Source organism: Actinocrinis sp., from assembly GCF_035946395.1.
GTDB lineage: Bacteria > Actinomycetota > Actinomycetes > Streptomycetales > Catenulisporaceae > Actinocrinis.
Window position 1 is genome coordinate 15,715 of record NZ_DASYZI010000063.1, and the last position, 22,220, is coordinate 37,934.

10 protein-coding genes are annotated in these 22,220 nt (G+C 70.8%); 4 read left to right on the forward strand and 6 right to left on the reverse strand.

Translation table 11 applies throughout. From position 1 onward, the window contains the following. Positions 1-98 precede the first annotated feature (98 nt). Together VGS97_RS04185 and VGS97_RS04190 are read left to right on the forward strand one after the other, a co-directional pair. Entirely contained in the window at positions 99-4,037 is a 3,939-nt protein-coding gene (locus tag VGS97_RS04185; RefSeq protein ID WP_326851842.1) for a type I polyketide synthase, read from the forward strand. 41 nt (positions 4,038-4,078) lie between these two features. Beyond that, a complete protein-coding gene (locus VGS97_RS04190) occupies positions 4,079-7,477 on the forward strand; it encodes an amino acid adenylation domain-containing protein (protein WP_326851843.1) in 3,399 nt (1,132 codons plus the stop codon). 76 nt (positions 7,478-7,553) lie between these two features. Here VGS97_RS04190 and VGS97_RS04195 read toward each other — a convergent pair whose 3' ends face one another. Then, a complete protein-coding gene (locus tag VGS97_RS04195; RefSeq protein WP_326851844.1) occupies positions 7,554-8,318 on the reverse strand; it encodes a thioesterase II family protein in 765 nt (254 codons plus the stop codon). 593 nt (positions 8,319-8,911) lie between these two features. Between VGS97_RS04195 and VGS97_RS04200 the strand changes: the two genes are divergently transcribed. Further along, positions 8,912-11,650, forward strand: a complete 2,739-nt coding sequence (locus VGS97_RS04200; RefSeq protein WP_326851845.1) for a LuxR family transcriptional regulator — start codon at positions 8,912-8,914, stop codon at positions 11,648-11,650. A gap of 108 nt (positions 11,651-11,758) precedes the next feature. Here VGS97_RS04200 and VGS97_RS04205 read toward each other — a convergent pair whose 3' ends face one another. The 3 genes from VGS97_RS04205 to VGS97_RS04215 form a co-directional block, all read right to left on the reverse strand. Then, on the reverse strand, positions 11,759-13,885 hold the full coding sequence (locus VGS97_RS04205; protein WP_326851846.1) for an acyl-CoA dehydrogenase family protein: 2,127 nt from the start codon (positions 13,883-13,885) through the stop codon (positions 11,759-11,761). Positions 13,886-14,087: 202 nt separating this feature from the next. Next, on the reverse strand, positions 14,088-15,575 hold the full coding sequence (locus tag VGS97_RS04210; RefSeq protein ID WP_326851847.1) for an MFS transporter: 1,488 nt from the start codon (positions 15,573-15,575) through the stop codon (positions 14,088-14,090). Between the two features lie 165 nt (positions 15,576-15,740). Then, complete coding sequence (locus VGS97_RS04215) at positions 15,741-16,580, reverse strand: helix-turn-helix domain-containing protein (protein WP_326851848.1); 840 nt, start codon at positions 16,578-16,580, stop codon at positions 15,741-15,743. Positions 16,581-16,833: 253 nt separating this feature from the next. On the opposite strand from VGS97_RS04215, the gene VGS97_RS04220 reads away from it, so the two are divergent. Continuing rightward, entirely contained in the window at positions 16,834-18,426 is a 1,593-nt protein-coding gene (locus VGS97_RS04220; RefSeq protein ID WP_326851849.1) for an APC family permease, read from the forward strand. A gap of 81 nt (positions 18,427-18,507) precedes the next feature. On the opposite strand, the gene VGS97_RS04225 is transcribed toward VGS97_RS04220, so the two are convergent. Beyond that, positions 18,508-21,681, reverse strand: coding sequence for a hypothetical protein (locus VGS97_RS04225; protein WP_326851850.1), 3,174 nt, complete (start codon positions 21,679-21,681; stop codon positions 18,508-18,510). Continuing rightward, complete coding sequence (locus tag VGS97_RS04230) at positions 21,678-22,187, reverse strand: hypothetical protein (RefSeq protein WP_326851851.1); 510 nt, start codon at positions 22,185-22,187, stop codon at positions 21,678-21,680. The genes VGS97_RS04225 and VGS97_RS04230 overlap by 4 nt, the downstream gene beginning before the upstream one ends. Positions 22,188-22,220: the final 33 nt, after the last annotated feature.

A 22,220-nucleotide genomic window follows, 5' to 3' on the forward strand; every position in this document is an offset into this window, starting at 1 on the left:
TCGTAGGGGCAAGATAGGGGTTTTGATCGAACTGCTCAATCGTTAGCGTTCTCGGGCGGGGGAGGCGGCTCGGCATCAGGCCAAGGAGCTCAAACACGATGGCGGATGAAGAGAAACTGCGTCAGTATTTGAGAAAGGTCACCGCCGAGCTACAGCTTTCCACCCGGCGGCTACGCGAGATGGAGGCCAGGGAACAGGAGCCGATCGCCGTCGTCGCGATGGGCTGCCGTTTCCCCGGCGGTGTGCGCTCTCCCGAGGAGCTGTGGGAATTCGTGGCGGCCGACGGCGACGGCGTCTCGCCCTTCCCCGCCGACCGGGGATGGGGTGGCGTGGAACTGCCCGGTCCCGAGGACGGCCGGGCGGGCGGCGCCCCGGCCCGCCAGGGCGGCTTCGTGGCCGGAGCCGACCGGTTCGACGCGGGCTTCTTCGACATCGGCCCGCAGGAGGCGCTGGCGATGGATCCGCAGCAGCGCCTGCTGCTGGAGACCTCGTGGGAGACCGTCGAGCGCGCGGGGCTGGATCCGACCGCGCTGCGCAGTACCGCGACCGGCCTGTACGTCGGCGTCTCGTACTGCAACTACGCGGCCAGACTCCAGTCGACGCTGCCGGACGCGGTCGAGGACCACCTCGTGGTCGGCGGCGCGCCGAGCACGACCTCGGGCCGGGTCTCCTACGCCCTGGGCCTGCACGGTCCGGCGGTCACCATCGACACCGCGTGCTCCTCGTCGCTGGTGGCCACGCACCTGGCCTGCCAGGGACTGCGGCGCGGCGACTGCGAGCTGGCGCTGGCCGGCGGAGTCACCGTCACGGCGAGCCCGAACGTGTTCGTCGAGTTCAGCCGACGTGAAGCGCTCTCCTCGGACGGACGCTGCAAGGCGTTCGCCGCGGCGGCCGACGGGATGGGCTTCGGCGAGGGCGTGGGGCTGCTGCTGCTTGAGCGCCTCTCGGACGCTCGGCGCAACGGCCACCAGGTCATCGCGCTCATCCGCGGTTCCGCGATCAACCAGGTCGGCGCCACGAACGGGCTGACCTCCCCGAGCGGTCCCGCCGAGGAGAGCGTCATCCGCCAGGCGCTGGCCGACGCCCGGCTGACCCCGGACCAGATCGACGCCGTCGAGGGCCACGGCGCGGGCACCGCGCTGGGCGACTCGATCGAGGCCGAGGCGCTGATCGCCGTCTACGGCCGGGAACGTTCCGGGCGCGAGCCGCTGTGGCTGGGCTCGGTCAAGTCCAACATCGGCCACGCCCAGGCCGCGGCCGGCGTGGCGGGTGTGATCAAGATGGTGATGTCCATGCAGCGGGGCCGGCTCGGCCGCACGCTGCACGTGGACGAACCCTCCCCGTACGTCGACTGGGCCGGCGGCGGGGTGTCTCTTTTGACCGAGTCGATCCCGTGGCCGGCCAACGGCCACGTCCGGCGTGCCGGGGTCTCGTCGTTCGGGATCAGCGGCACCAACGCCCACCTGATCCTCGAACAGCCATCCCTCGAACAGCCACCGCCAGCCGCCGGCGAATCCGCGGGCGACGCGGGCGGCGATTCAGCCGCTTCCGAGCAAACCGGGCCGGTCGCCTGGGTGATCTCGGGCAAGACGCAGGACGCGCTGCGTGCTCAGGCCGCGCAGTTGCGCGCGTTCACCGAGGCGCGCCCCGAGTTGGGTCCGGCCGACATCGGCCATTCCCTGGCAACGACGAGGTCTGCGTTCCGGCACCGGGCCGTGGCCATCGCTTCCACCCGGGCCGAGTTGCGGGACCGTCTCAGCGCCCTGTCCCGGGGCGAGCCCGCGACCGGCCTGCTGACAGGCGAGGCCGGCGCCACGGCCAAAACGGCGATCGCGTTCACCGGTGACGGCATGCGGCCTGGAGCGGGCAGCGAGCTTCACGCGTCGTTCCCGCAGTTCGCCCAAGCGCTCGACGACGCGTGCACCCACCTTGACAAGCACCTCGACCGGCCGCTGCGCGAGCTCATTCTGGCAACCGGGCAACCACTGACGAATGGGAAACCGCCGGACGCGAGCGCGCTCCGGCAGGCCCCGTACTCCCACGCGGCCCTGTTCGCCGTTCAGGTCGCGCTCCATCACCTGGTCGCGGCCTTCGGTGTGGCACCGGACTGCGTCCTCGGCTCCGGAGTCGGGCAGATCATGGCGGCGTATGCCGCAGGAATCCTGTCGCTTCCCGACGCCGCCGCGCTCGCCGTCGCGTATGGCAACGGTGACACGCGCCAGGTCGCGCAAGGCCTCGGCTTCGCCAAGCCGAGGTTCGCGGTCCTGGCCGGTGGCGACCGGCCCGCCACCGTGGACGAACTGCGCTCCGCAGGCTACTGGGCCGGCTTGGCGGATCGGCAGGCGAACCTGCCCGATGATCTGCGCCAGGCCCAGACTCGCGGCGTCACCGTCTGCCTCGAACTCGGGCCTCAGGCATCGATCGACTCCTTCTCCGTTGACGGCCGCGTGTGCGCCAGCGCTCTGCATACCGACCGACCCGAGACGGACACGTTCCTCGCCTGCCTGGCGCAGGCCCACGTGTCGGGCTGCGATGTGGCCTGGAAGGCGGCATTCACCGGCAGGCACCCGCAGCGGACCGTGCCCGTGCTGCCCACTTATCCCTTCCAACACCAGCGCTACTGGCTCGACACGCCGATCGTCCTCGGACACGCGGCGCAGGCCGGCCCACAGGCGATCGAGCACCCGCTGCTCGGCGGCGCGATCGATCTGGCCGGCGGCGCCGAGAAGTGGTTCACCCACACGCTCACCGCGAGACAGCCCTGGTTCCTGGGCCAACACCAGATCCACGGCACACCCGTTCTGCCGCCCGCCGCCGTCGTGGAGTGGGCGCTGGCCGCCCTGCACGCGGACACCGCCGCGGCCCGGCCTGGACCGTGGGCCCTGGCGAATCTGACCCTTCACGGGTTCATCCCGTTCCCGGGCAGGAAACCGGTCGCAGTGCAGGCGGCCGTGGACACCGAGGCGGAGGGCTGCCAGGCGCGCGGCTTCACCAGGGCCTCCGGGAACCAGCCGGGTCCGTGGATCGAACGCTTCACGGCGAGCGCCGCACCGCCCGCACCGCCCGTCCGACTCGCGCGCGCGGGAACGGCCGACCTCGAACGGCTTCGCGCTCTGATGACGCGGCAGGTCACCGAGCAGGAAATCGAGGCCTTCTACTCGGGCCGCCAGCGGCTCGGCGTTCAGTACGGCCCCGCCCTCCACGGCGTCAAGGCGATGTGGCGCAACGAGGACGAAGCGCTCGCACTCGTCGACGTCCGGGCCGCCGTGAGCGAGGACGGCGCGTACGTCCTGCACCCGGTCGTGCTCGAAGCCTGCTTCCACGCCGCCGCCACGTTCGCAGTAGACGAAGACGCAGGGGACACGGAGACACGGGACACGGAGACTCTGGGCACAGAGACACCGGGCACAGAGACACGGGACGCGGAGAGCATCGCGTCCCCCGAGTCGATCGACCGGATCAGTGCTCATCATCGCCTCCCGGCCCGCGTTTGGTGCCATGTGCGCCGAAACGGCGACGACACGTCCGGGCACCGGCCGCTGGACCTGGAGCTGCTCTCGGACTCGGGCGAAATCCTCGCGACCGTCGAGGGCCTGCGGCTGCGGGCGATCGGCCCGGCCGAACTCGCCGCCGTGGTTCCGCAGCGCGCCGCCGAGCAGCGGCCGATGGACGTCGAGGAGGCGGTCCGGCTCGCGCTGCACGAACCCGAAGCGGCCCGGCGGCTCCTGCTCGACGCGCTGCTGGAGCAGGCCGTCGTGTTGCTGGAGCTGTCCCCGGAGCACCGCGAGGAGCTGCGGCCGCGGTTCCACCAGGCCCGGCTCGGGCAACTCGGCCTCGACTCGCTGGGAATGGTGCGGCTGAGGGACCGGTTCCGCGCGGACCTCGGCGTGGACGTGCCCCCGCAGCAACTGCTCGGCACCGCCACCGCGGGAGATGTCGTCGACCTCATCTGCCAGCAGCTCATCGCCAGAAGCCTCGTCGTGGCCGCCGACGACCGGTCGGCCGACCCCGAAGCGGCCGAAGTGCTGGTCCTTTGACAGTGCAGCGGAACCACGGACTCGGACTGGAGGCGGGCGCAATGACCCGGGAGCTGCTCTCCGAACTGCGCAGGCTGGGCGTGAAGCTACGGCTTGAGGACGAGAAGCTGCACGTCATCGCCCCTGCGGGGGTGCTGACGCCGGAGCTTCGCGAGCAGCTGCGGCTGAACCGCGACGCGTTGACCGCGATCGTGCGGCGGGCTGAAGGCGGTGACGCGCCCCCCGAGATCACACCGCGGCCCGAGAGCCGGTACGAACCCTTCGCACTGACCGAGATCCAGCACGCCTACTGGGTCGGCCGCAACCCCGCAGTCGAGTTCGGCGGCGTCTCGACGCACGCGTACGTCGAGTTCGAGACCGGGCTCGACCTCACGCGCCTCGGCCGGAGCCTGAACGCGGTGATCGAACGGCACGACATGCTCCGCGCGATCATCCAGCCGGACGGCAGGCAGCGGATCCTGCGCGAGGTCCCGGCGTACGAAATCGCCACACACGATCTACGGGGACTGACTCCCGAGGCCCAGGACGCGCACATCGGCGGCATCAGGGCCGAGATGGCGCACCAGGTCCTGCCAGCCGACCGCTGGCCGCTGTTCGACGTCCGCGCGTCACGCCTCGACGACACCAGGTCGCGGCTTCACGTCAGCCTCGACATGCTGATCCTGGACGGGTTCAGCGTCGGTCTGCTGTATCAGGACTGGCAGCGCTTCTACGAGGAGCCCGGCCACGCGGCCGCGCAGCTCGAACTCTCCTACCGCGACTTCGTCCTAGCCGAGGAGTCGCTGCGCGCCGGGCGCAAGTACGCCGAGGACCGGGAGTACTGGCTCGGGCGCCTGGACGAGCTGCCGCCACCGCCCGAATTGCCGCTGGCGACCGGGCAGCCGAAGCGCTCGCAGTTCACCAGGCGCCACACCCGGCTGCCCCGCGAGCAGTGGGAGGCGGTCAAGGCGACCGCCCGGCACCGCGGCGTGACCCCCTCCGCGGTGCTGATGACCGCGTTCAGCGACGTGCTGCGCTCGTGGTCGAAGCGGCCCGACTTCACGCTGAACCTGACCCTGTTCAACCGGCCGCCGCTGCACCCGCAGATCGGCGAGATCATCGGCGACTTCACCACGGTCCTGCTGCTCGGGGTCGAGGCCGGGCCGGACGCGCCGTTCGCGGTCCGGGTGGAGGCGCTGCACCGCCGGCTGATCCAGGACCTGGACCACCTCTCCTACAGCGGCATCAGGGTACTGAGGGAGCGCGCCCGGCGGCTCGGCGGGCGGCCCGGAGCGGCCATGCCGATCGTGTTCACCAGCCTGATCGGGCTGGACCAGGCGCGCAGCGCGCCCGCCGCCGCGCACTTCCTCGGCGAGGTCGTCCACTCGGTCAGCCAGACTCCACAGGTCTGGCTGGACCACCAGGTCATGGAGGACCGGGGCGAGCTGCTGGTCAACTGGGACTGCGTCGAGTCGCTGTTCCCCGGCGGCATGCTGGACGACATGTTCGCGGCCTACTGCTCGGTACTCGACCGGCTCAGCCGTGACGAGAGCGCCTGGGACGAGAAGACGCCGCTGGTCGCGCTGCCCGCCTGGCAGGCCGGGGAACGCGACCAGGCCAACGGCACCGCGACGCCGATCCCGTCCCGCACCCTGAGCGAACTGGTCGAGGCGCAGGCCGAACTCAGTCCCGACGCGGACGCCGTGATCTCGCCCGACGCGAAGCTCAGCTACCGCGAGCTGATGGACGACGCGTACCGCCTCGCCCACCGCCTCATCGAACTCGGCGCGGCCGCGAACACGTTGATCGCCGTCGTCGCGGAGCGCGGCACGGAACAGATCGCGGCCGTCCTCGGCGTCAGCCGCTGCGGCGCCGCCTACCTGCCGATCGATCCCCAGTGGCCGGCGGCGCGGCGACAGCAGCTGCTCGACCAGGGCGGGGTGCGGATCGTCGTCACGACGCCGCGGCTGCGCGACGAACTGGACTGGCCGCAGAACGTCACGACGGTCACGTTCGCCGACGCCGAGGTGCGCGGCGCCGCCGCCGTCCCGCCGCAGACCGCGCCGGCTCCGGGAGACCTGGCGTACGTGATCTTCACCTCCGGCTCGACCGGGCAGCCGAAGGGCGTGATGATCAATCATCACGCCGCGGCCAACACGGTCCAGGACATCAACGCCCGCTATCAGGTCGGACCCGCGGATCGGGTGCTGGCGCTGTCCGCGCTGAGCTTCGACCTGTCCGTCTACGACGTCTTCGGCGTCCTGGCCGCCGGCGGCGCGGTGATCACGCCCTCCCCGGCGAAGTCGCTCGACCCGTCGCACTGGAGCGAGTTGGTCGACCGTCACGGCGTCACGCTGTGGAACACGGTGCCCGCGCTCATGCAGGTGTGGATGGACGCACACGAACGGGCGAACGCGGCGCCGGGGCAAAGGCTGCGCGTGGTCCTGCTCAGCGGGGACTGGATTCCCGTGGCGCTGCCGGACCGGATCCGCGCGATCTACCCGGCGGCCCGGGTGATCAGCCTGGGCGGGGCCACCGAGGCGTCGATCTGGTCGGTGGAGTACCCGATCGGTGAGGTTCCGAAGCAGTGGACCAGGATCCCCTACGGCAAGCCGCTGGCCAATCAGACCCTTCACGTCTACAACGAGTGGCTCGAACCGTGCCCGGTGTGGACCGAGGGCGGGATCCACATCGGCGGCGTGGGCGTGGCCGCGGGGTACTGGGCGGATCCCGAGAAGACGGCCGAGCGCTTCATCATCCACCCGAAGACCCAGGAGCGGCTCTACCGCACCGGCGACGTGGGCCGTTACCTGCCCGGCGGCGACATCGAGTTCCTCGGCCGCGACGACTCCCAGGTGAAGATCAACGGGTACCGGATCGAGCTCGGGGAGATCGCGGCGGCACTGCGCCGCCAGCCCGCGGTGGCCGAGGCGGTCGTCACCGTGGACGCCAATCCGAGAACCGGGCAGCGCCGGCTCGTCGCCCACGTGGTCCCCGCCGACGCCGGCCGGATCACGGCTGGCGCGACCCATCCCCCCAGTTCGAAGAGCCTCCATCCCGATGCCGCCGCGCTGCGCGAGGCGCTTGAGCACCTGCTGCCGGAGTACATGGTCCCCCGGCATTACCTGTTCATCACCCGCATACCGTTGAGCGCGAACGGCAAGGTCGACCTGTCGGCCCTGCCCGCGCCTTCAGACGCCGCGGCCGCGAGCGAAACGACGGCGCCGCGCGACGAACTGGAGCGCAAGCTGTTCGAGTTCTGGCGCGAGGCGCTGGGCCGCGACGACTTCGGGATCGAGGAGAACTTCTTCGAGCTGGGCGGGGACTCACTGCACGCGATCCGGGTGCTCGGCCGGATGAAGGACGAACTGGGCATCGAGGACAGCGCGGACGACGGCCTGCAAAGGCTCTTCGACAATCCGTCGGTCGCCGGGCTCGCCGCCGCGCTGCGTTCGCGGTGAACCGAGGCAGAGCCGGCCGGGGCACGACTCGCGCCCCAGCCGAGTTCGAAGGGCCCTCATGCCCCGCCGCGCGGCGTCATGCACTCCCGCGCGGTGTCACCCCGTTGAGTGAGGCCGCGATCGTGTCGATCACACCCGGCCGGCACGTGTCGAGATAGAAGTGGTCGCCGGGGAAGACACGCAGTTCGAATTCCCCGGCGCAGTGCTCGGCCCACGCGGCGGCCTCGTCGACCGTCGCCTTGGGATCCGAGTCACCGACCATCGCCGTGATTCCGCAGTTCAACGGCGGGCCGGGCGAGTAAGCGTAGGTCTCGATCGCCTGGTAGTCGCTGCGGACCGTGGGCAGAACGATCCGAAGCAGTTCCGGGTCCTCCAGGAAGCGCGGATCGGTACCGCCGACCAGGCGCAGTTCGGCAACGACGCCTGCGTCCCCCCTGCGGTGGACGTCCTCGTCGCGGTGCCGTGACGGGGCGCGCCAGCCCGACACGAAAAGCCGGGCCGGCCCTCTCCCGTCACGTTCCAGCCGACGCGCCACCTCGAAGGCGAGAACCGCCCCCATGCTGTGGCCGAAGAACGCATATGAGCCGTTCATCCTGGTCTTGAGCGCGTCATGGATCGCGTCGGCCAGTTCCGGGACGTTGTCGATACACGGCTCCAGGCGGCGGTCCTGGCGGCCCGGATACTGCACCGCCCACACCTGCGCGGCCGGTGCCAGCATCCGTGCCCAGGGAAAGAAGTAGCTCGCTGATCCGCCCGCGTGCGGAAAGCATACCAGCGCAGTCCCGCCGGTCCCGGGCTGGAAGTTTCTGATCCATTGGTCGTCCTCGGCGAAATCACCCATGATGCGCAATTCTCCCGTCAGCGCCGCACCCCGGAACAACCACTCGGCGAAATGATATAGAAAGTGAGCGGCGAACGGAACGCGGCTCGTCAAGGGCCGCATTCACGCAGGTGGGAATGACGACGGCGCACGAAACCCGGTAACGCACGCTTTCTGGGTCACTCCGGCTGCGCCGTGCGCCGATTCCACGACCACGCGCTGCCGCTGCCGCTCCCGATCGCAGGTAAGACCCGCAACCGGTCACTGCCCCGGCAGTGTTCACGGCACCGCCGTTGACCAGCCGTAACCCGTACGACATGCGGAGCACGAGCACACCCGCGACCGGCTCGGGCGAGTCAGCACACGAATCAGAGATCTACAACATTTGGCCCGCCGACGTTATTATGGTGCGCGGTGAAGCTACAGCATCTGTTATTTCTTCACCTGACGGGTCAGCAGTTGACAGTCATTCTCACACGTAACTGCGCGCATCTCACCGAATACCGGTGCAGACTACGCGGATTGGGCGCGCGGGCGGTCCAGGCGGTTGCGGTTCCAACGGGTGTTTCCGATCAGTCGCACGGTGCGATCAATCAATCAATCCGGGGGAGTCCATGAGATTGCAAGAGCGCGACGACGCCCTGACAGCGCTGGGCGGTCTTTTGGACCGGTCGCTGCAAAGCAGAGGCGGCGTGGCATTGATCAGCGGCGCGCTCGGGGTGGGGAAGACCGCGCTGCTTCAGGAATTCGCCGAGCAGTCGGTCAAGGCTGGCGCGGCCTTCCTTCCCGCCGTCGCCTCACGCGCCGAGCGCGACCACCCCCTCGCGGTGATCAGCCAGCTGTTCCGCCCCGACCTGCTGCCCTCGGCGCAGCGCGTTCAGCCTCCTGAGGCGATTGCGGGCAGCTACGCTCCGGCGTTCCGGACGATACATGAGGCCCTTGACAAACTTGTCGAGCGCAAGCCGACGGTCATCGGCGTCGACGACGCGCACTTCGCCGACCAGGCCTCGCTCCAGGGCCTGCTTTACCTCGCCCGCAGGCTCAGGCGGTCGCGCGTGCTGCTGGTCATCAGCGCGCGCAACGACTGGGTGCATGTCGAGCAGCAGTTCCACGCCGAGGTCCTGCGCCTGCCGAACTCCGCGTCCATCCGTTTGCAGCCGCTGTCGCGGTCGGCCGTGGCGGCGATCCTCGCCGAGCGCCTGGACCGGAAGACCGCGCACCGCCTTTCCGCGCAGTGCCACCGGGCGAGCGGCGGCAGCCCCCTGCTCGCCCACGCGCTGGCCGAGGACTTCCGCATCGCGGCGGCGGCGACGGAACCGCAGTTCGCCGCCGGGGACAACTTCGGCCGCGCCGTGCTGGGCTGCCTGCACCGGGGCGAGCCCTCGATGTTGGAGACGGCCCGCGGCTACGCGATCCTCGGCGAGCGGGCCTCGCCGTCCCTGCTGGGCGGACTGCTCGGCCTCGACGCCGGCACCGCCGCCCGCGCTGTCAATGCGCTGATCGCGGCGGGGTTGCTGCACGCAGGGCGCTTCCGCGCCGAGGGCACCCAGGCGGCGATCCTCAGCGGCATGTCCGCGGACGAGAAGCGGCCCTTGCATCAGCGCGCGGCGCAGTTGCTCTACGAGAACGGCGCGCCGGCGGCGATCGTCGCGGACGAACTCGTCGCGGCAGGCGGCGTCCAGGCGCCCTGGGCCGGTCCGTTGCTGCGGACCGCCGCGGACGGCGCCATGCTCGACGGCGAGCCGGGCCGGGCCGTCACCTGGCTGAAACTGGCCCACCGGACCTGCGCCGACGAGTCGGCCCGCGCCGTCATCGCGGCCCGGCTGGCCGACGCGCTGTGGCGGGTCGATCCGGCCGCCGCCGCCGAGCACCTCCCCGAGCTGGTCACGGCCACCCGGACCGGGCTGCTGAACGGATCGCACGCCGCCCTCCCCTACTTCCACCTGCTCTGGCTCGGCCGGACCGATGAAGCACTGGACCTGGCGCGCTCGATCAACCACGCCGACGACGCGGCGGCGTCCCAGATCAAACAAGCTCTGGTGGCGGACTTCTCCCAGCTGTGGCTCCCGTTCTGCTATCCGGGGCTCGCCGGGCAGCCGCCCGACGAACGGGCGATGCCCGCCACACTCGCCACGTCGGCGCTCGCCCCACAGTACCGGGCCGCCGCCGCGCTGGCCGCGGTGATGGCCGGCAGTCCGGCCGAGGACGTGGTCGGCGCGGCGGAACGAGTCCTGGCCGGGACGCGGCTGCACGAAACCACCCTGATGCCGATCACGGCCGCCCTCCTGGCGCTGTTCTACGGCGCGCGGCCGGACCGGACGACGTACTGGTGCGAAGCTTTGCTCGCCGAGGCCACGGCCCAGCGCGTCCCCATGTGGCAGGCGTTGTTCGCGACCGTCCGCGCCGGGATCCATTTGCAGCGGGGCGAGTTGGCCGACGCCGAACGACAGGCTCACACGGCGCTGACGCTCGTTTCACCCGGCGGCTGGGGCGTGGCCATCGGCGCGCCGCTCGCGTTCTGCGTGTACACGGCGACCGCGACCGGCAAGTACGAGCAGGCGGCGGCGTATCTCAATATCGAGATTCCCGAGGCGACGTTCCAGACTCTGTGCGGAGTGCATTACCTCGGCGCCCGCGGTGACTTCTATCTCGCGACCGGCCGCTTCCACGCCGCGCTGGCCGACTTCCAGACCTGCGGCAGGCTGCTGTGCGAGTGGGGAATCGACGTTCCCGCGATCGTGCCGTGGCGGGTGGAGTGCGTCCGGGCGCACATCTGCCTCGACAACATCAAGCAGGCCGCCGAGTTGCTCAACGACCAGTTGGCCCTGCTCGACGGCGAGCCCTCGCGAGTACGTGGGCTGACTCTGCGAGCGCTCGCCGCGACCAGGGACGTCGAGGACCGGGTGCCCCTGCTGCGGGAGGCGGTCGACATCTTCCTGGCGCAGGACTACCGGCTCGACCTCACGTATGCGCTGGCTGATCTGAGCGACACGTACCGCAGGCTCGCCGAGTACAAGGAGGCGCGGACCACGGCACGAAGCGCGATCCAGTTCGCCGAACGCTGCGGAGCCGAGCCGCTGCGGCTCTCCCTGCTCGCCAAGTGCGGTGACGACGCGGCCCAGAGCGCCGATTCCGGCTGGATCGCCCGGCTGAGCCGGGCCGAGCGGAAGGTCGCGCTGCTCGCGGCGGAGGGCTACACCAACCGGCAGATCGCGCAGCGGCTTTCCATCTCGATCAGCACCGTGGAGCAGCACATGACCCGGGTCTATCGCAAGCTTGAGGTGACCAGCCGCTCCAGTCTCTGGCCGCGGCTGCACTTCGACCTCACGGCGAGGCCGCCGGTGGCCGGCTGACCGGCCAAGTTGGATCAACCCTGATCAGATCGGCGCCGTCAAATCAAAACAGTCGAATCAAAACAGCAAAATCAAAACAGTCAGTTCAAAACAGTAAGATCAATACAGTCAGATCAACCCCAATCCGCGCGCGATCAGCCCGCGCTGAACGTCGTTGGTGCCGCCGCCCAGGAAGGACAGCACCGACAGCCGCAGCCCGTATTCGAACGCTCCGTCGCCCGGAACGCCGGGCTCACCCGCGCCGAGAGCCGCCGCGGGGCCGAGCAGGTCGAGGGCCGCCGCGCCGAACTCCGCGGCCGACTCTCCGACCAGGACCCCCGCCATGGGCACCGCCAGCCGCAGCCACGACGGCGCGCCGGGAGGCAGCGGCCTGATCGCCGCGGCCAGAAGTTGCCGCACCGCCTGCACACCTGCGGCGAGAGCACCGAGCCTGGCCCGATTCGCCGAGCCGCGCGGACCCACGGCGTCCGGATCGCGCCGCACGGCGGCGAGCAGGTCGCGCAACTGCCGGTGCAGCGTCGCGGCGAAGCGGCCCGCGAGCAGAAGGCGTTCGCCGACCAGCGTGTCGGCGATGACCTCCCAGCCGCGGTTGACCGGTCCGACGCGGTCGGCGTCGCTCACCCGCACATCGTCGAAGCTGATCGAGCCGGCGACCTGGCCGGACAGCGCCCGGTGCGCCTGCGTCGCGATACCGGGCGTCGCCATCGGCACCATGAATATGCTGATACCCGCGTGCGGCGGCGTCGCGGCGGGATCGGTGCGCACGGCCAGCCAGACGTACTGAGCCGTGTGGGCGTTGGTGATCCACGCCTTCCGACCATTGATCACCCAGTCGTCGCCGTCACGCACCGCGCTGGTCGTCAACGCCGCCAGGTCCGACCCGGCGTCGGGCTCGCTGTAGCCGAGGCAGAAGGTCAGCTTCCCTTCCCGGATGAGCGGCAGGTAGCGCTCCCGCTGCTGCGCGGTTCCGTGCCGCGCGATCTGTGTGCCGACCACCGACACCGCGGCCATCGCGTTGTTCACCGGCAGACGGTCGAAGGCCACTTCGTCCTGAAGGACGAACTGCTCGGCCAGCGTCGCGCCACGTCCACCGGCGTCCGGCGGCCATACCATGCCGAACCAGCCCCGCGCGGCCATGGCGTCCACGAGCGCCATGTCGTCGCTGGTCTCGGAAATGCCGTCCGGCGCCGGACGCTCCGATACGAACAAACGGAATTCGGCGCGCAGCGCCTCCGCTTCCGGCGGCAGATCAGGATCCGGCAGCGCGGTGTCCGTATTCACCAGGACGTCGGCGAATTCCCCGCAGGATCGGCCGAACAACGGCAGGCAGGCGATGTCCGCATGAACCCGGCGGAAAAGCCACGGCCCGTCGTGTCCCTCGAAGTAACCTGCCGCGCCCAGCGTGTAATGCGCCGCCTGCTGCACTCGGCGCGCGGTTGCGGCGACGTGCGAAACCGCGAGTTCGGCGGCCGAGATCCAGTCCGGTGAGCCCGCGCCGTATCGGCGCGCGGCGTCGGCGATCAGCAGATTTCCGGCGCTGACATCGATCTGGCACGTCGCGGCGCGTTGCTGGACCGCGCCGAAACTGCCGATCGCGCGGCCGAACTGCTTGCGGGACTTGGCATGTCGCACGGCCATCTCGTGCGCGCGTTCCGCCGCCGCGAGCGCACGCGTGGCCAGCGCCAGCCGCAGCAGCACCACGATCTCGTCGGCTTCGTCCGCAGTCAGGTCGACCCTGGCCACCGCGGCGCCGAGTTCCAGGTCGGTCCACGGCGGGATCGCCAGCCCCGCGACGGGACGCGCGTACTCGATCGCGTGCAGCGTCGCCCGGCCGCCCTCCGGCGGGACGACCAGGACGTGCGACGCCACCATTCCCGCCTCGGCGAAGCGGACCGTCGACCCGGCCCCGGCACGCTGTGTCGACACCACGATCCGAACGGCCCCGGCCGCGGCGTCGGCCGCGAAGTCCGCGGCGGCGTCGAGCAGCCGCACGGCGACGAACCCGTCCATCACCGGCAGCGGGCAGGCGGCCCGCCCGGTCACCCTGCACAGGGCGAGCACCGCCGCGAGCGCGTTGCTCGTGCCCAGGTCGAACCAGCCCTGCGAGGCCGCCGCCGACCACAGTTTCTGCAAGTCGCCCGCGTAGTCCTGATCCGACGGCCGCCACTGGCGCTCGACCGTGTCGTTCGCGGCGCGGGCGAACCGCTCAACCTCATCGGCGCTCAAATAGCCCATCGACCCCGACCTGCCGGATTCCGTGAACACGGTACGCGAGTGCGGACGTCGAATACGTTAAGGAGAAACGCCACCCGGCGAAACCCCTATTCACCCACTATCGCGCGCGGATACCCCTACACCGCGCCGACGGCATCGAGAGCCCCGAATCACACCGTTGAAACTTTTTCCGGAAGACGCGGCCCCGAATTCCGATACCGGCTCAGCCTTCCATACCGGCCTGTGCCACCCGGGTGAGGTCGACCTTCTCGCCGCGGCCCTCGTTCCGGAACAGCACGATCGCGATGACGGCGGTGGCGCCCAGCAGTCCGGCGGTGATGGCGAAGGCCAGGCGGAAGCCGCCGCTCAGCGCGTCGGCGGACGAGTGCCCGGTGCCGGCGAGGTGGGTGACCCGGCTGGTGACGGCGGTGGACACGATGGCCAGTCCGATCGCGCCGCCGACGGTGCGGGTGACGTTCACCAGAGCCGACGCGACGCCCGTGCGGGCGGAGTCCACCTTGTAGACCGCGGCGATCGTCATCGGGATGTAGAAGATGGCGAGGCCCGCGCCGAAGACCATCGTCGGCAGGATGACGGTTCCGCCGAGCGTGCCGTTCGGGCTGACCCGGGTGAGCAGCGCCACGCCGACGCCGGCGACGAGCGCGCCGATCGCGGTGACGTACCGGATGCCGATCTTCGGGATGAGCACCGGGCCGGCGCCGGCGAGGACCATGAACATCCCGGTCAGCGGGAGGTAGGCGAGCCCCGTCTTCAGCGCCGAGTAGTGCAGGACCTGCTGCTCGTAGAGGGTGACGAAGTAGAACACCGAGACCAGGGCGGCGCCGGACATCGCCGACGCGGCGTTGGCGCCGCTGACCGCGCGGTTGCGGAACAGCGAGAACGGCAGCAGCGGATCGCGGGCGACCGCGTTCTCGTGCACGACGAAGTAGCCGAGCAGCACCGCCGCGACGGCGAGCAGTCCGATGGTGCGGCCGGAGCCCCACGCGTGCGTGCTGGTCTGCACGAGCGCATAGATCAGCAGGCTGAGTCCGGCGGTGGAGGTGACCGCGGCGACGGCGTCGAACTTGCGGCGGCGCTGGGCCGGCGGATCGGTGCGCAGGTACCGCCAGGACGCGGCCACGACCACGACGCCGACCGGGATGTTGACGAAGAAGATCCAGCGCCATCCGGGACCGGACACCAGCGGGCCGCCGATGAGCAGGCCGAGGGCGGAGCTGATGGCGGCGACGCTCCCCCAGGCGGTCACGGCGAGGTTGCGCGCCTTGCCCTCCGGGAAGGAGGAGGCGATCATCGCGAGCGTCAGCGGCACGACGAACGCGGCGGCCGTGCCCTGGACGGCGCGCGCCGTGATCAGCAGGCCCGGGGAGGTGGACAGGCCGGACAGGAGCGAGGCCAGGGTGAACACCGCGACCCCGGTCATCAGGACCCTGCGCCTGCCGAGCAGGTCGCCGGTCCGCCCGGCGAGCAGGAAGAACCCGCCGTAGGTGACCATGTAGCCGTTGACCACCCATTGCAGGTCGGGCAGGGCGAACCCGAGGTCCGTGCGGATCGTCGGCAGCGCCACGTTGACGACGGTGATGTCGATGTATTCGAGCAGCGGCGCCAGGCACAGGACCACGAGGACGATGACGTCCTTGCGTGTCCAGACGAACTCTGTCCCCGTCTCGGCCGCTTCCCTCGTGTCCGCCATCACACTTCCCGTTCCGTCATCTGGCCCATCCGTCTTCCGGCGACCCATGGCCGTCTAGGCGCTCGACGCCCGGACGCCTAGACGCCATGATCGGCGCCAGCGTCGCAGCCGCCGGGGCCGCGGCGCTTGGAAAAAATCGTCAGCGCGACAGCCGGCGCGGCGCGGTCAGCACAGCAGCAGTTCCGGGTCGTGCGGGTCGGCGATCCGTGGGCGGTAGTCCGACGGGGCGAGCCCGGTCAGCCGGCGGAAGTCCGCGATCAGGTGCGCCTGGTCGAAGTACCCGCATTCGGCCGCGACCCGTGCCCAGTCGGTTCCCCGGCCGTCGCCGCCCGCCATGCTCGTGGCGGCGGCCAGCAGCCGCTGCAACCGCCGGATCCGCGCGAAGTGCTTCGGCGGCAACCCGACCTGCGCCGTGAAGCGGCGCAGCAGCGTGGAATGGCTCACGCCGAGCCGGTCGGCGACCTGCGCCACCGGCGTGCCGCGCTCCAGCGCGGCGACCGCGCGCGCGACGGCCACGTCAGGCTCCAGCGGCCGCACGGCATGGGCGAGCAGCACGTCCTCCACGACCGCCAGCGCGGCGTGCGGCGTCGGCGCTTCGAGCAGCCGTTCCCGAAGAAGCGCGCCGTCGAGCCCCCACACCGATTCCAGGTCGAGCAGCGGCTCATCGATCGCCGAAACCGGCATCCCGATGAAGGGATAGGCGCCCCCCGGTCGGAAACACACGAAGACGGCGCTGCGCCACTCGTCGAGATCAACGCTGAGCAGTCCGGTGGAAGCAGCCGACAGCACGGCCGACGGCCGGGTCCGCGCGGTGCCACCGCCCCCGCCGTCACCTGCGCCGCTGCCACGCCAGTGAAATTCGCGGGCGCCCAGATTCACCAGGACGTGCACGGTTCCCGTGGGCACCATCCGCTCCCAGCCGGCCGTGAAGCCGCCGCTGTAGTACCCCAGCCTCTCCACGAACGGCGCCAGCGGCGCCGCCGGAGCCCGGACGACGACTGCCACCAGGCTTCTTCCTCTCGTCGCACGACCCGTGCCGGCCCGGTCCGCGCACCATACTATACCCAGGAAGGGTATATGCCCCGCACGATCCACACCGAAGGAGATCACTGATCATCGATCATTGATACGATCACGAGCGCGCGACGGTCCGGCGCCGATGAGCCGCCCGTCACCGGGAAAGTCAGTACACGTATCCGCCCCTCGGTTAGCATGGCGGTTCAGGGTCGGCCGCAGCGGCGGCGGAGGGGACGGGATCGTGTCCGAGGCGCGGGCGGAGGGGATGCGCCTGCCCACCCTCGTCGGCTTCGCGACGGGCGGCGTGGTCGGCTCCGGCTGGCTGCTGGCCACCGGTTACGCGGCGCAGCAGGCGGGCGCGCTCGCCCTGGTGAGCTGGGCCGTGGGTGGTCTCACCTTCCTGTGCCTGGCCACCGCCATGGGATGGCTCGCCGCGACCCGGTCCCGGCCGGTCCCGCTGATCAGCTGGCCCGAGCGGACCAGCGGGCGGGTGGTGACGATCTTCGCAGGCTGGTGCATCTGGATCGTCTACGCCGCCAACCCGCCGATCGAGGCGTCGGCGTCGGTGCAGTACCTCGGACGGTTCTGGCCCGCCGTCTGGAACGGGGACGTGAGCCAACCGCAGCTCACCGTGCTCGGAATCGCGGTCGCCGCGACGTTGATGGCCCTGTTCCTGGGCATCAACGTGCTCGGCGTGCGCTGGCTGGTGCGCGCCGCCGTCCCGCTCAGCTATGTGAAGCTGAGCGTGGCCGTGATCGCCGCGCTGGCGCTGTTCGCGAGCGGGTCCTGGCACTGGTCCACCGTGACCGCGCACCGCTCCGCCGACGGCGGGATGACGAGCGCCCTGCAAGCGATCGGCACCACGGGCATCGTGTTCGCGTACACCGGGTTCCAGGGCCCGCACGACCTGATACGCCGGGCCAAGAATCCGCACCGGGACGCGCCGCTCGCGACGATCATCGTGCTCGTCGTCTCGCTGGTCGTGTACACGGCCCTTGAGGTCGGTTTCCTCGGCACCGTGCCCACGGCGGACGTCAAGCGTTACTCGGGCCGGCAGCAGTTCCTGGACCTCGCCCAGAGCCTGGGCATGACCTGGCTGTTCGTGATCGTCGCGATCGACGCGATGATCTCGCCGGCCGGCACCGCGCTGGTGTTCACCGCCTTCCTCGACGACGAGGTCAAGGAGTACGCGGCGAACCGGTACCAGGCGCGCGGTCTGTCGCGCTGGATTCTCGGCTCCTTCCGGTGGCGGCTGCTCGGCAGGTGGCGGCTCGGCCATGCGATGGCCGCGAACTACGTCGCGGGACTGGTTTTCCTCATCCGGCTTCCCGCGTGGAACTCGATCGTCTCGCACACCAGCTGTCTCGTCGTGGTGGCCTACATCACCGCGCCGGTGGCGTACGTCGCGCTGCTGCGGCAGAGACGGGTCGAGCCGAACCGGCCCCGGTGGTTCGTATCGGTCGTCAGCGTCCTGGGATTCGTGATGGGCACGCTGGTGCTGTACTGGACCGGCTGGACCTTCCTCGGCCCGGAACTGCTGATCGCGCTGCTGGTCGGCCTGGTCTCGACCTATCGCATGTGGCCGACGAGATGGGGGCGCCGGCAGTGGCAGCACGGCGCGTGGGTGGTCATCTATATCTGTGGCCTGGTACTGCTGTCCCTGTTCGGCGCGCAGGGGTGGCACTCGACCGCGAACACGATACCGAAGCCGCTCGACTCGTTCGCCGTGGGCTTGTTCGCCCTGCTGGTTTTCATCGGCGCGGTCCGCTCGGCGCGCGCCGGCGAGGAGGTCTCGACGCCGGCCGACTGGGACACGGCGACCGCCGGCGCGTGAGCGCCGCCGCGGCCCGCCAGAACGCCGGACCGCCCGGATCCGGACCACCCGGGGGCCCCACAGCACCACAGAACCCTGAGATCAGGAGGCCGCGGCAAGGCTGGTCGCGCCGTGGTCGCGCGAGAGCCGCTCGATGAGATCCGCCAGGTCCCCCAGGCCCGCCCGCCCGATCCCCTCGGCCTGCCGGATCACCGCGACCGCGCCTTCCACGTCGCGCCACTGCCAACGCGCGATCGTCCTCGCCGCCGCCCGGCACAGGTCCTCGGCCCCCTCCCGGCGGAACGCACGCAGGATCCGCGCCACATCCTCGTATTCGATGCGCACATCGCGCGAGAGCCAGTTCTCCAGCAGTGCCGCCGCGGCCGCACGCGAGCCCTGTAGATGACGCACCGGCGGGACGGTCCGCAGTTCCAGCGCGAGCCGGACCAGCCGGTGGTTCGCGAGGACGACCTCGACGACGGTGTCGAAGAAGTCGTCCACCCACCTGATCCGCTCGGCCGCGCGGATCTCGTCGAGCCGGAACAGTCCGTCCGGCGTCGGATCGGCCAAGCCCCGAAGGAACCCGGCGAGCTGTTGCGGCGAGCCGCCGTCGGAGGCGGCGAACTCCAGGGCCAGCCGCGCGGTCACCCGGTCGAGCGCGCGCAGGCGCTGGCGCTCGGCGGGCAGGCAGCGGCCGAGCATCGCCTGCGAGGCCCCTAACATGTGTGCCGGATGCGCCATGGCCGTGCGCACCAGCTGCGCCGCGGAGCCCGTGGTGCCCCGCTGTATCGTGCGCAGGTTCGCGGCCACCCTGATCACGTGCCGCGTGTCGAAGCGGTCGGCGATGCGATTCAGGATCCTGACAGCCAGGTCGGCCAGCCGCGGCTCCGCGTCGAGCAGGTTCAGTATCTCCGCCAGGCCGTACAGCTCGGAGGGTTCCACCCCGTCGTCGGCGAACGGCGGGAGCAGCGCGTCGGCCAGCGTATCGAGATGCGCCGGCCGCTCGCCGAGCACCCGCCCGAGAAAGCCGATCAGGTCGGGGCCGACGAGCCTGCCCCGGGCGCGGCTCAGCAGCGTGCGCTGCCCCGGGGATGCGTCGTGCGATCCCGGATCGTCGAGATGTGCGTAGACCTGAGCCAGTACCGCGCCGCCGAGTTGGAACAGTGCCCTGCCGAGTTCGGGCGGCGGGTCGAGGTCCGCCATTCGCAGGTAAGCGGCGATGAGCGCGGGCTTGGCGACGTGCGCGCCCGCATCCGCGTGCAGCACGATCCGCCCGACCTGGTCGGCCACGGTGCGGTGCAGGCCGTGCGATTCGAGGTGCTCCATGAGCAGGCCTATGCGATCCATGCTCGAACCCTGCAACAGGGTGTCCACGAGCGTGCGCCGGGCGTTGGCGGCGTCCACCGCGGTCAGCGCGGCGTATACGGCGGCTGCGAACCCGGTGCCGCGCCACGTGACCACCGACTCCAGCACCCGGTGCCGCCACTGTCCCTCCTCACCGGCGGACGGCCACGGCACGGCCGCCTCGGCGATCGTGCGGGCGGAGCCGTGTTCGATCAGTGCTTTGGTCAGGGTCTCGGCGGCGGGCTGCCCCACCAGGGAGATCATCTCGGCGATCCGCGCTCCGCTACGCCTGGTGGCGATCGCGAGGCACAGTTCGGCCAAGTCGCCCCGGCGTGGCCGCCCGGCCCGGCTCAGGCAGTCCACCAGGTCGGCGAGAGCGGCGGTGGGAAGGGTGCGGCCGGCGGTCTGGAACAGGCTCTGCCGGGCTATCCCGGCCTGCGCAAGGGATTGTGAGGAGTCCGGCGAGTCCGATGAGTCCCCGGTGACACCCCACGGCGCGTCGCCGGCCAACAGCGAGGCCAATTCGTCGACGCGGCGTGCCTGGGCGCCCGGCCCGATCCCGCTCGCCGCGGCGGCCTCGCCGTAGGCACGCGCATCTGCGGCGAGGGCCTGGCTGACCCGGTACGCGGCGCTCTCGGGCGGCGGCACGGTCAGAACCTGCGCGCGCCGCTCGCGCATGAAGTCGAAGTAGGCGGCCGGATCGCCGCGGGTGGCCACGGCACGGATCGCGACGCTGAGTTTCTGGCATCCCCGGTTGACGCACTCGTGCGCGTCGAGGCCGGCTGCCAGCCTGGCGGGCACCTGCCCGTCGTCCGCGTGGAGGAGTTGCGCGAAGTGCAAGACCTCTCCATCGCTCCACAGGTCGTGCAGCGCGTGCACCGCGGTCACGGCAGAACGCGCGTTCTGCGCAGTCACACAGCGGGCGAGCACTCCCGGCGGCGATTGCAGGCGGCGCAGGACCGAGACGACCTTCTCCCAGCCGCGGTCCGTCGCCGTCAGCGCGCGCAGGACCACTGCCCGGCCCTCGTCGTCCACCCCGCCGAGGCGGGCGGCGAGCTCGTGGCCGCTGAGGTTCGCGGCGTCGACCGGGTCCGGCACGGCGCCGGATCGGTGCGCCGGGTTCGCGGCCAGCAGCATCGCGCCGAGCTGGTTCGGGGCCACGCCGACCTGCGGGTGCTGGTGGACCGCGGAGCGCTCGGCGATCAGGCGCACCGCCTCGTCGAGGCTGAAGTCCGGCCCGTGACCGTCCACCCCGTTGCCGAGCACTTCGAGGAACACCCCGCTGAACGCGGTGCGATCCGCCGCCGGATCGCCGCGGAAGTACGGGTCGGCGCGGTTCCCGCTCTTGGCCGCGCCGACGATGTACACGTCCTGACGTCGTAGTTTGGGGATCAGTTCGGGCTCGGCCGGCGGCCCGCCCAGATGCGCCACCGCGGCGCCGGCGTGGCAGCAGTCGAAGAAGGCGACCACCGGCAGCACCTCGGGCCCGCTGCCGTCGGCGTGCGGGAAGACCTGATGACAGGCCTCGAACAGGTCACTCGCGGACAGGTATGTGTCCCGCTCCTCGTAGAGGCAGTCGCCGGTCGCCAGAAACAGGTCCTCCGCCGGAGAGGGGCGCACGGTCCCGTGCCCGACGAAGTACACCAGCAGCGCTCCGCCCTCCCGGCAGCGCCGCGCCGCCGAGCGCAGCGTGTCAGCCATCGCCCGCCGCGAGACGGTTTCGCGCCCGGCGGTGCGCAGCAGTTCGACCGACCCCGCCGGCAGGCCCCAGATCGCACCGCGCTTGAGCAGTTCGTAGACCAGTTGCGCACTGTTCTCGATCGTGTCGATGGCCATGCCCTGCTCACGGCAGTCGGGATCGTCGAACGCGCCGATCCCGACAACCACCGCGCGCGAATACCGCGGATCCGGCACAAGGCGGCCTTCGGTCACTGCTCGACGTACTCCCCATATTCGCCGTATTCGCCATACCCGCCGTACCCGCCGTGCTCCCCGCCCCGCGCATCCAAGGCGTGACCGGCGTCCCGCCGACCGCTCTCCAGCGCGTCAGGCCCGGTGTCACAGCTCAGTGTGACCACCGTGTCCGGCGGGACCGGTTGGGCTCTGCGGAAGCTCTTCAGCACACCGGCCAGCTTCAACAGTCGTGGCGCGAGCAGCATCCCGGCGACCAGTTCGCTGCCGACATTGACCGCGAGATCGTAGATCAGGCCCGAGCCCAACCCCGGCGGACCCTGTCGACTCTCGATCCGCCAGACCGCACCCTCGATCGCGTTCAGCCAGGAGAGCAGGGTATTGATCTGCGCGGTCGTGGCCCCCGGCCCGACCGCGATCCGGATCTCGACATCGTGCCCCGCCCCGCCCAGCGGCTGGAGACAGCGCCCCAGCAACTCAAGGTCCCGGTCCGAACTCAGCAAATCCGCACGGATCTCCAGACGCATATCTTCACAGTACCCGTATTACCTGCGACCCGG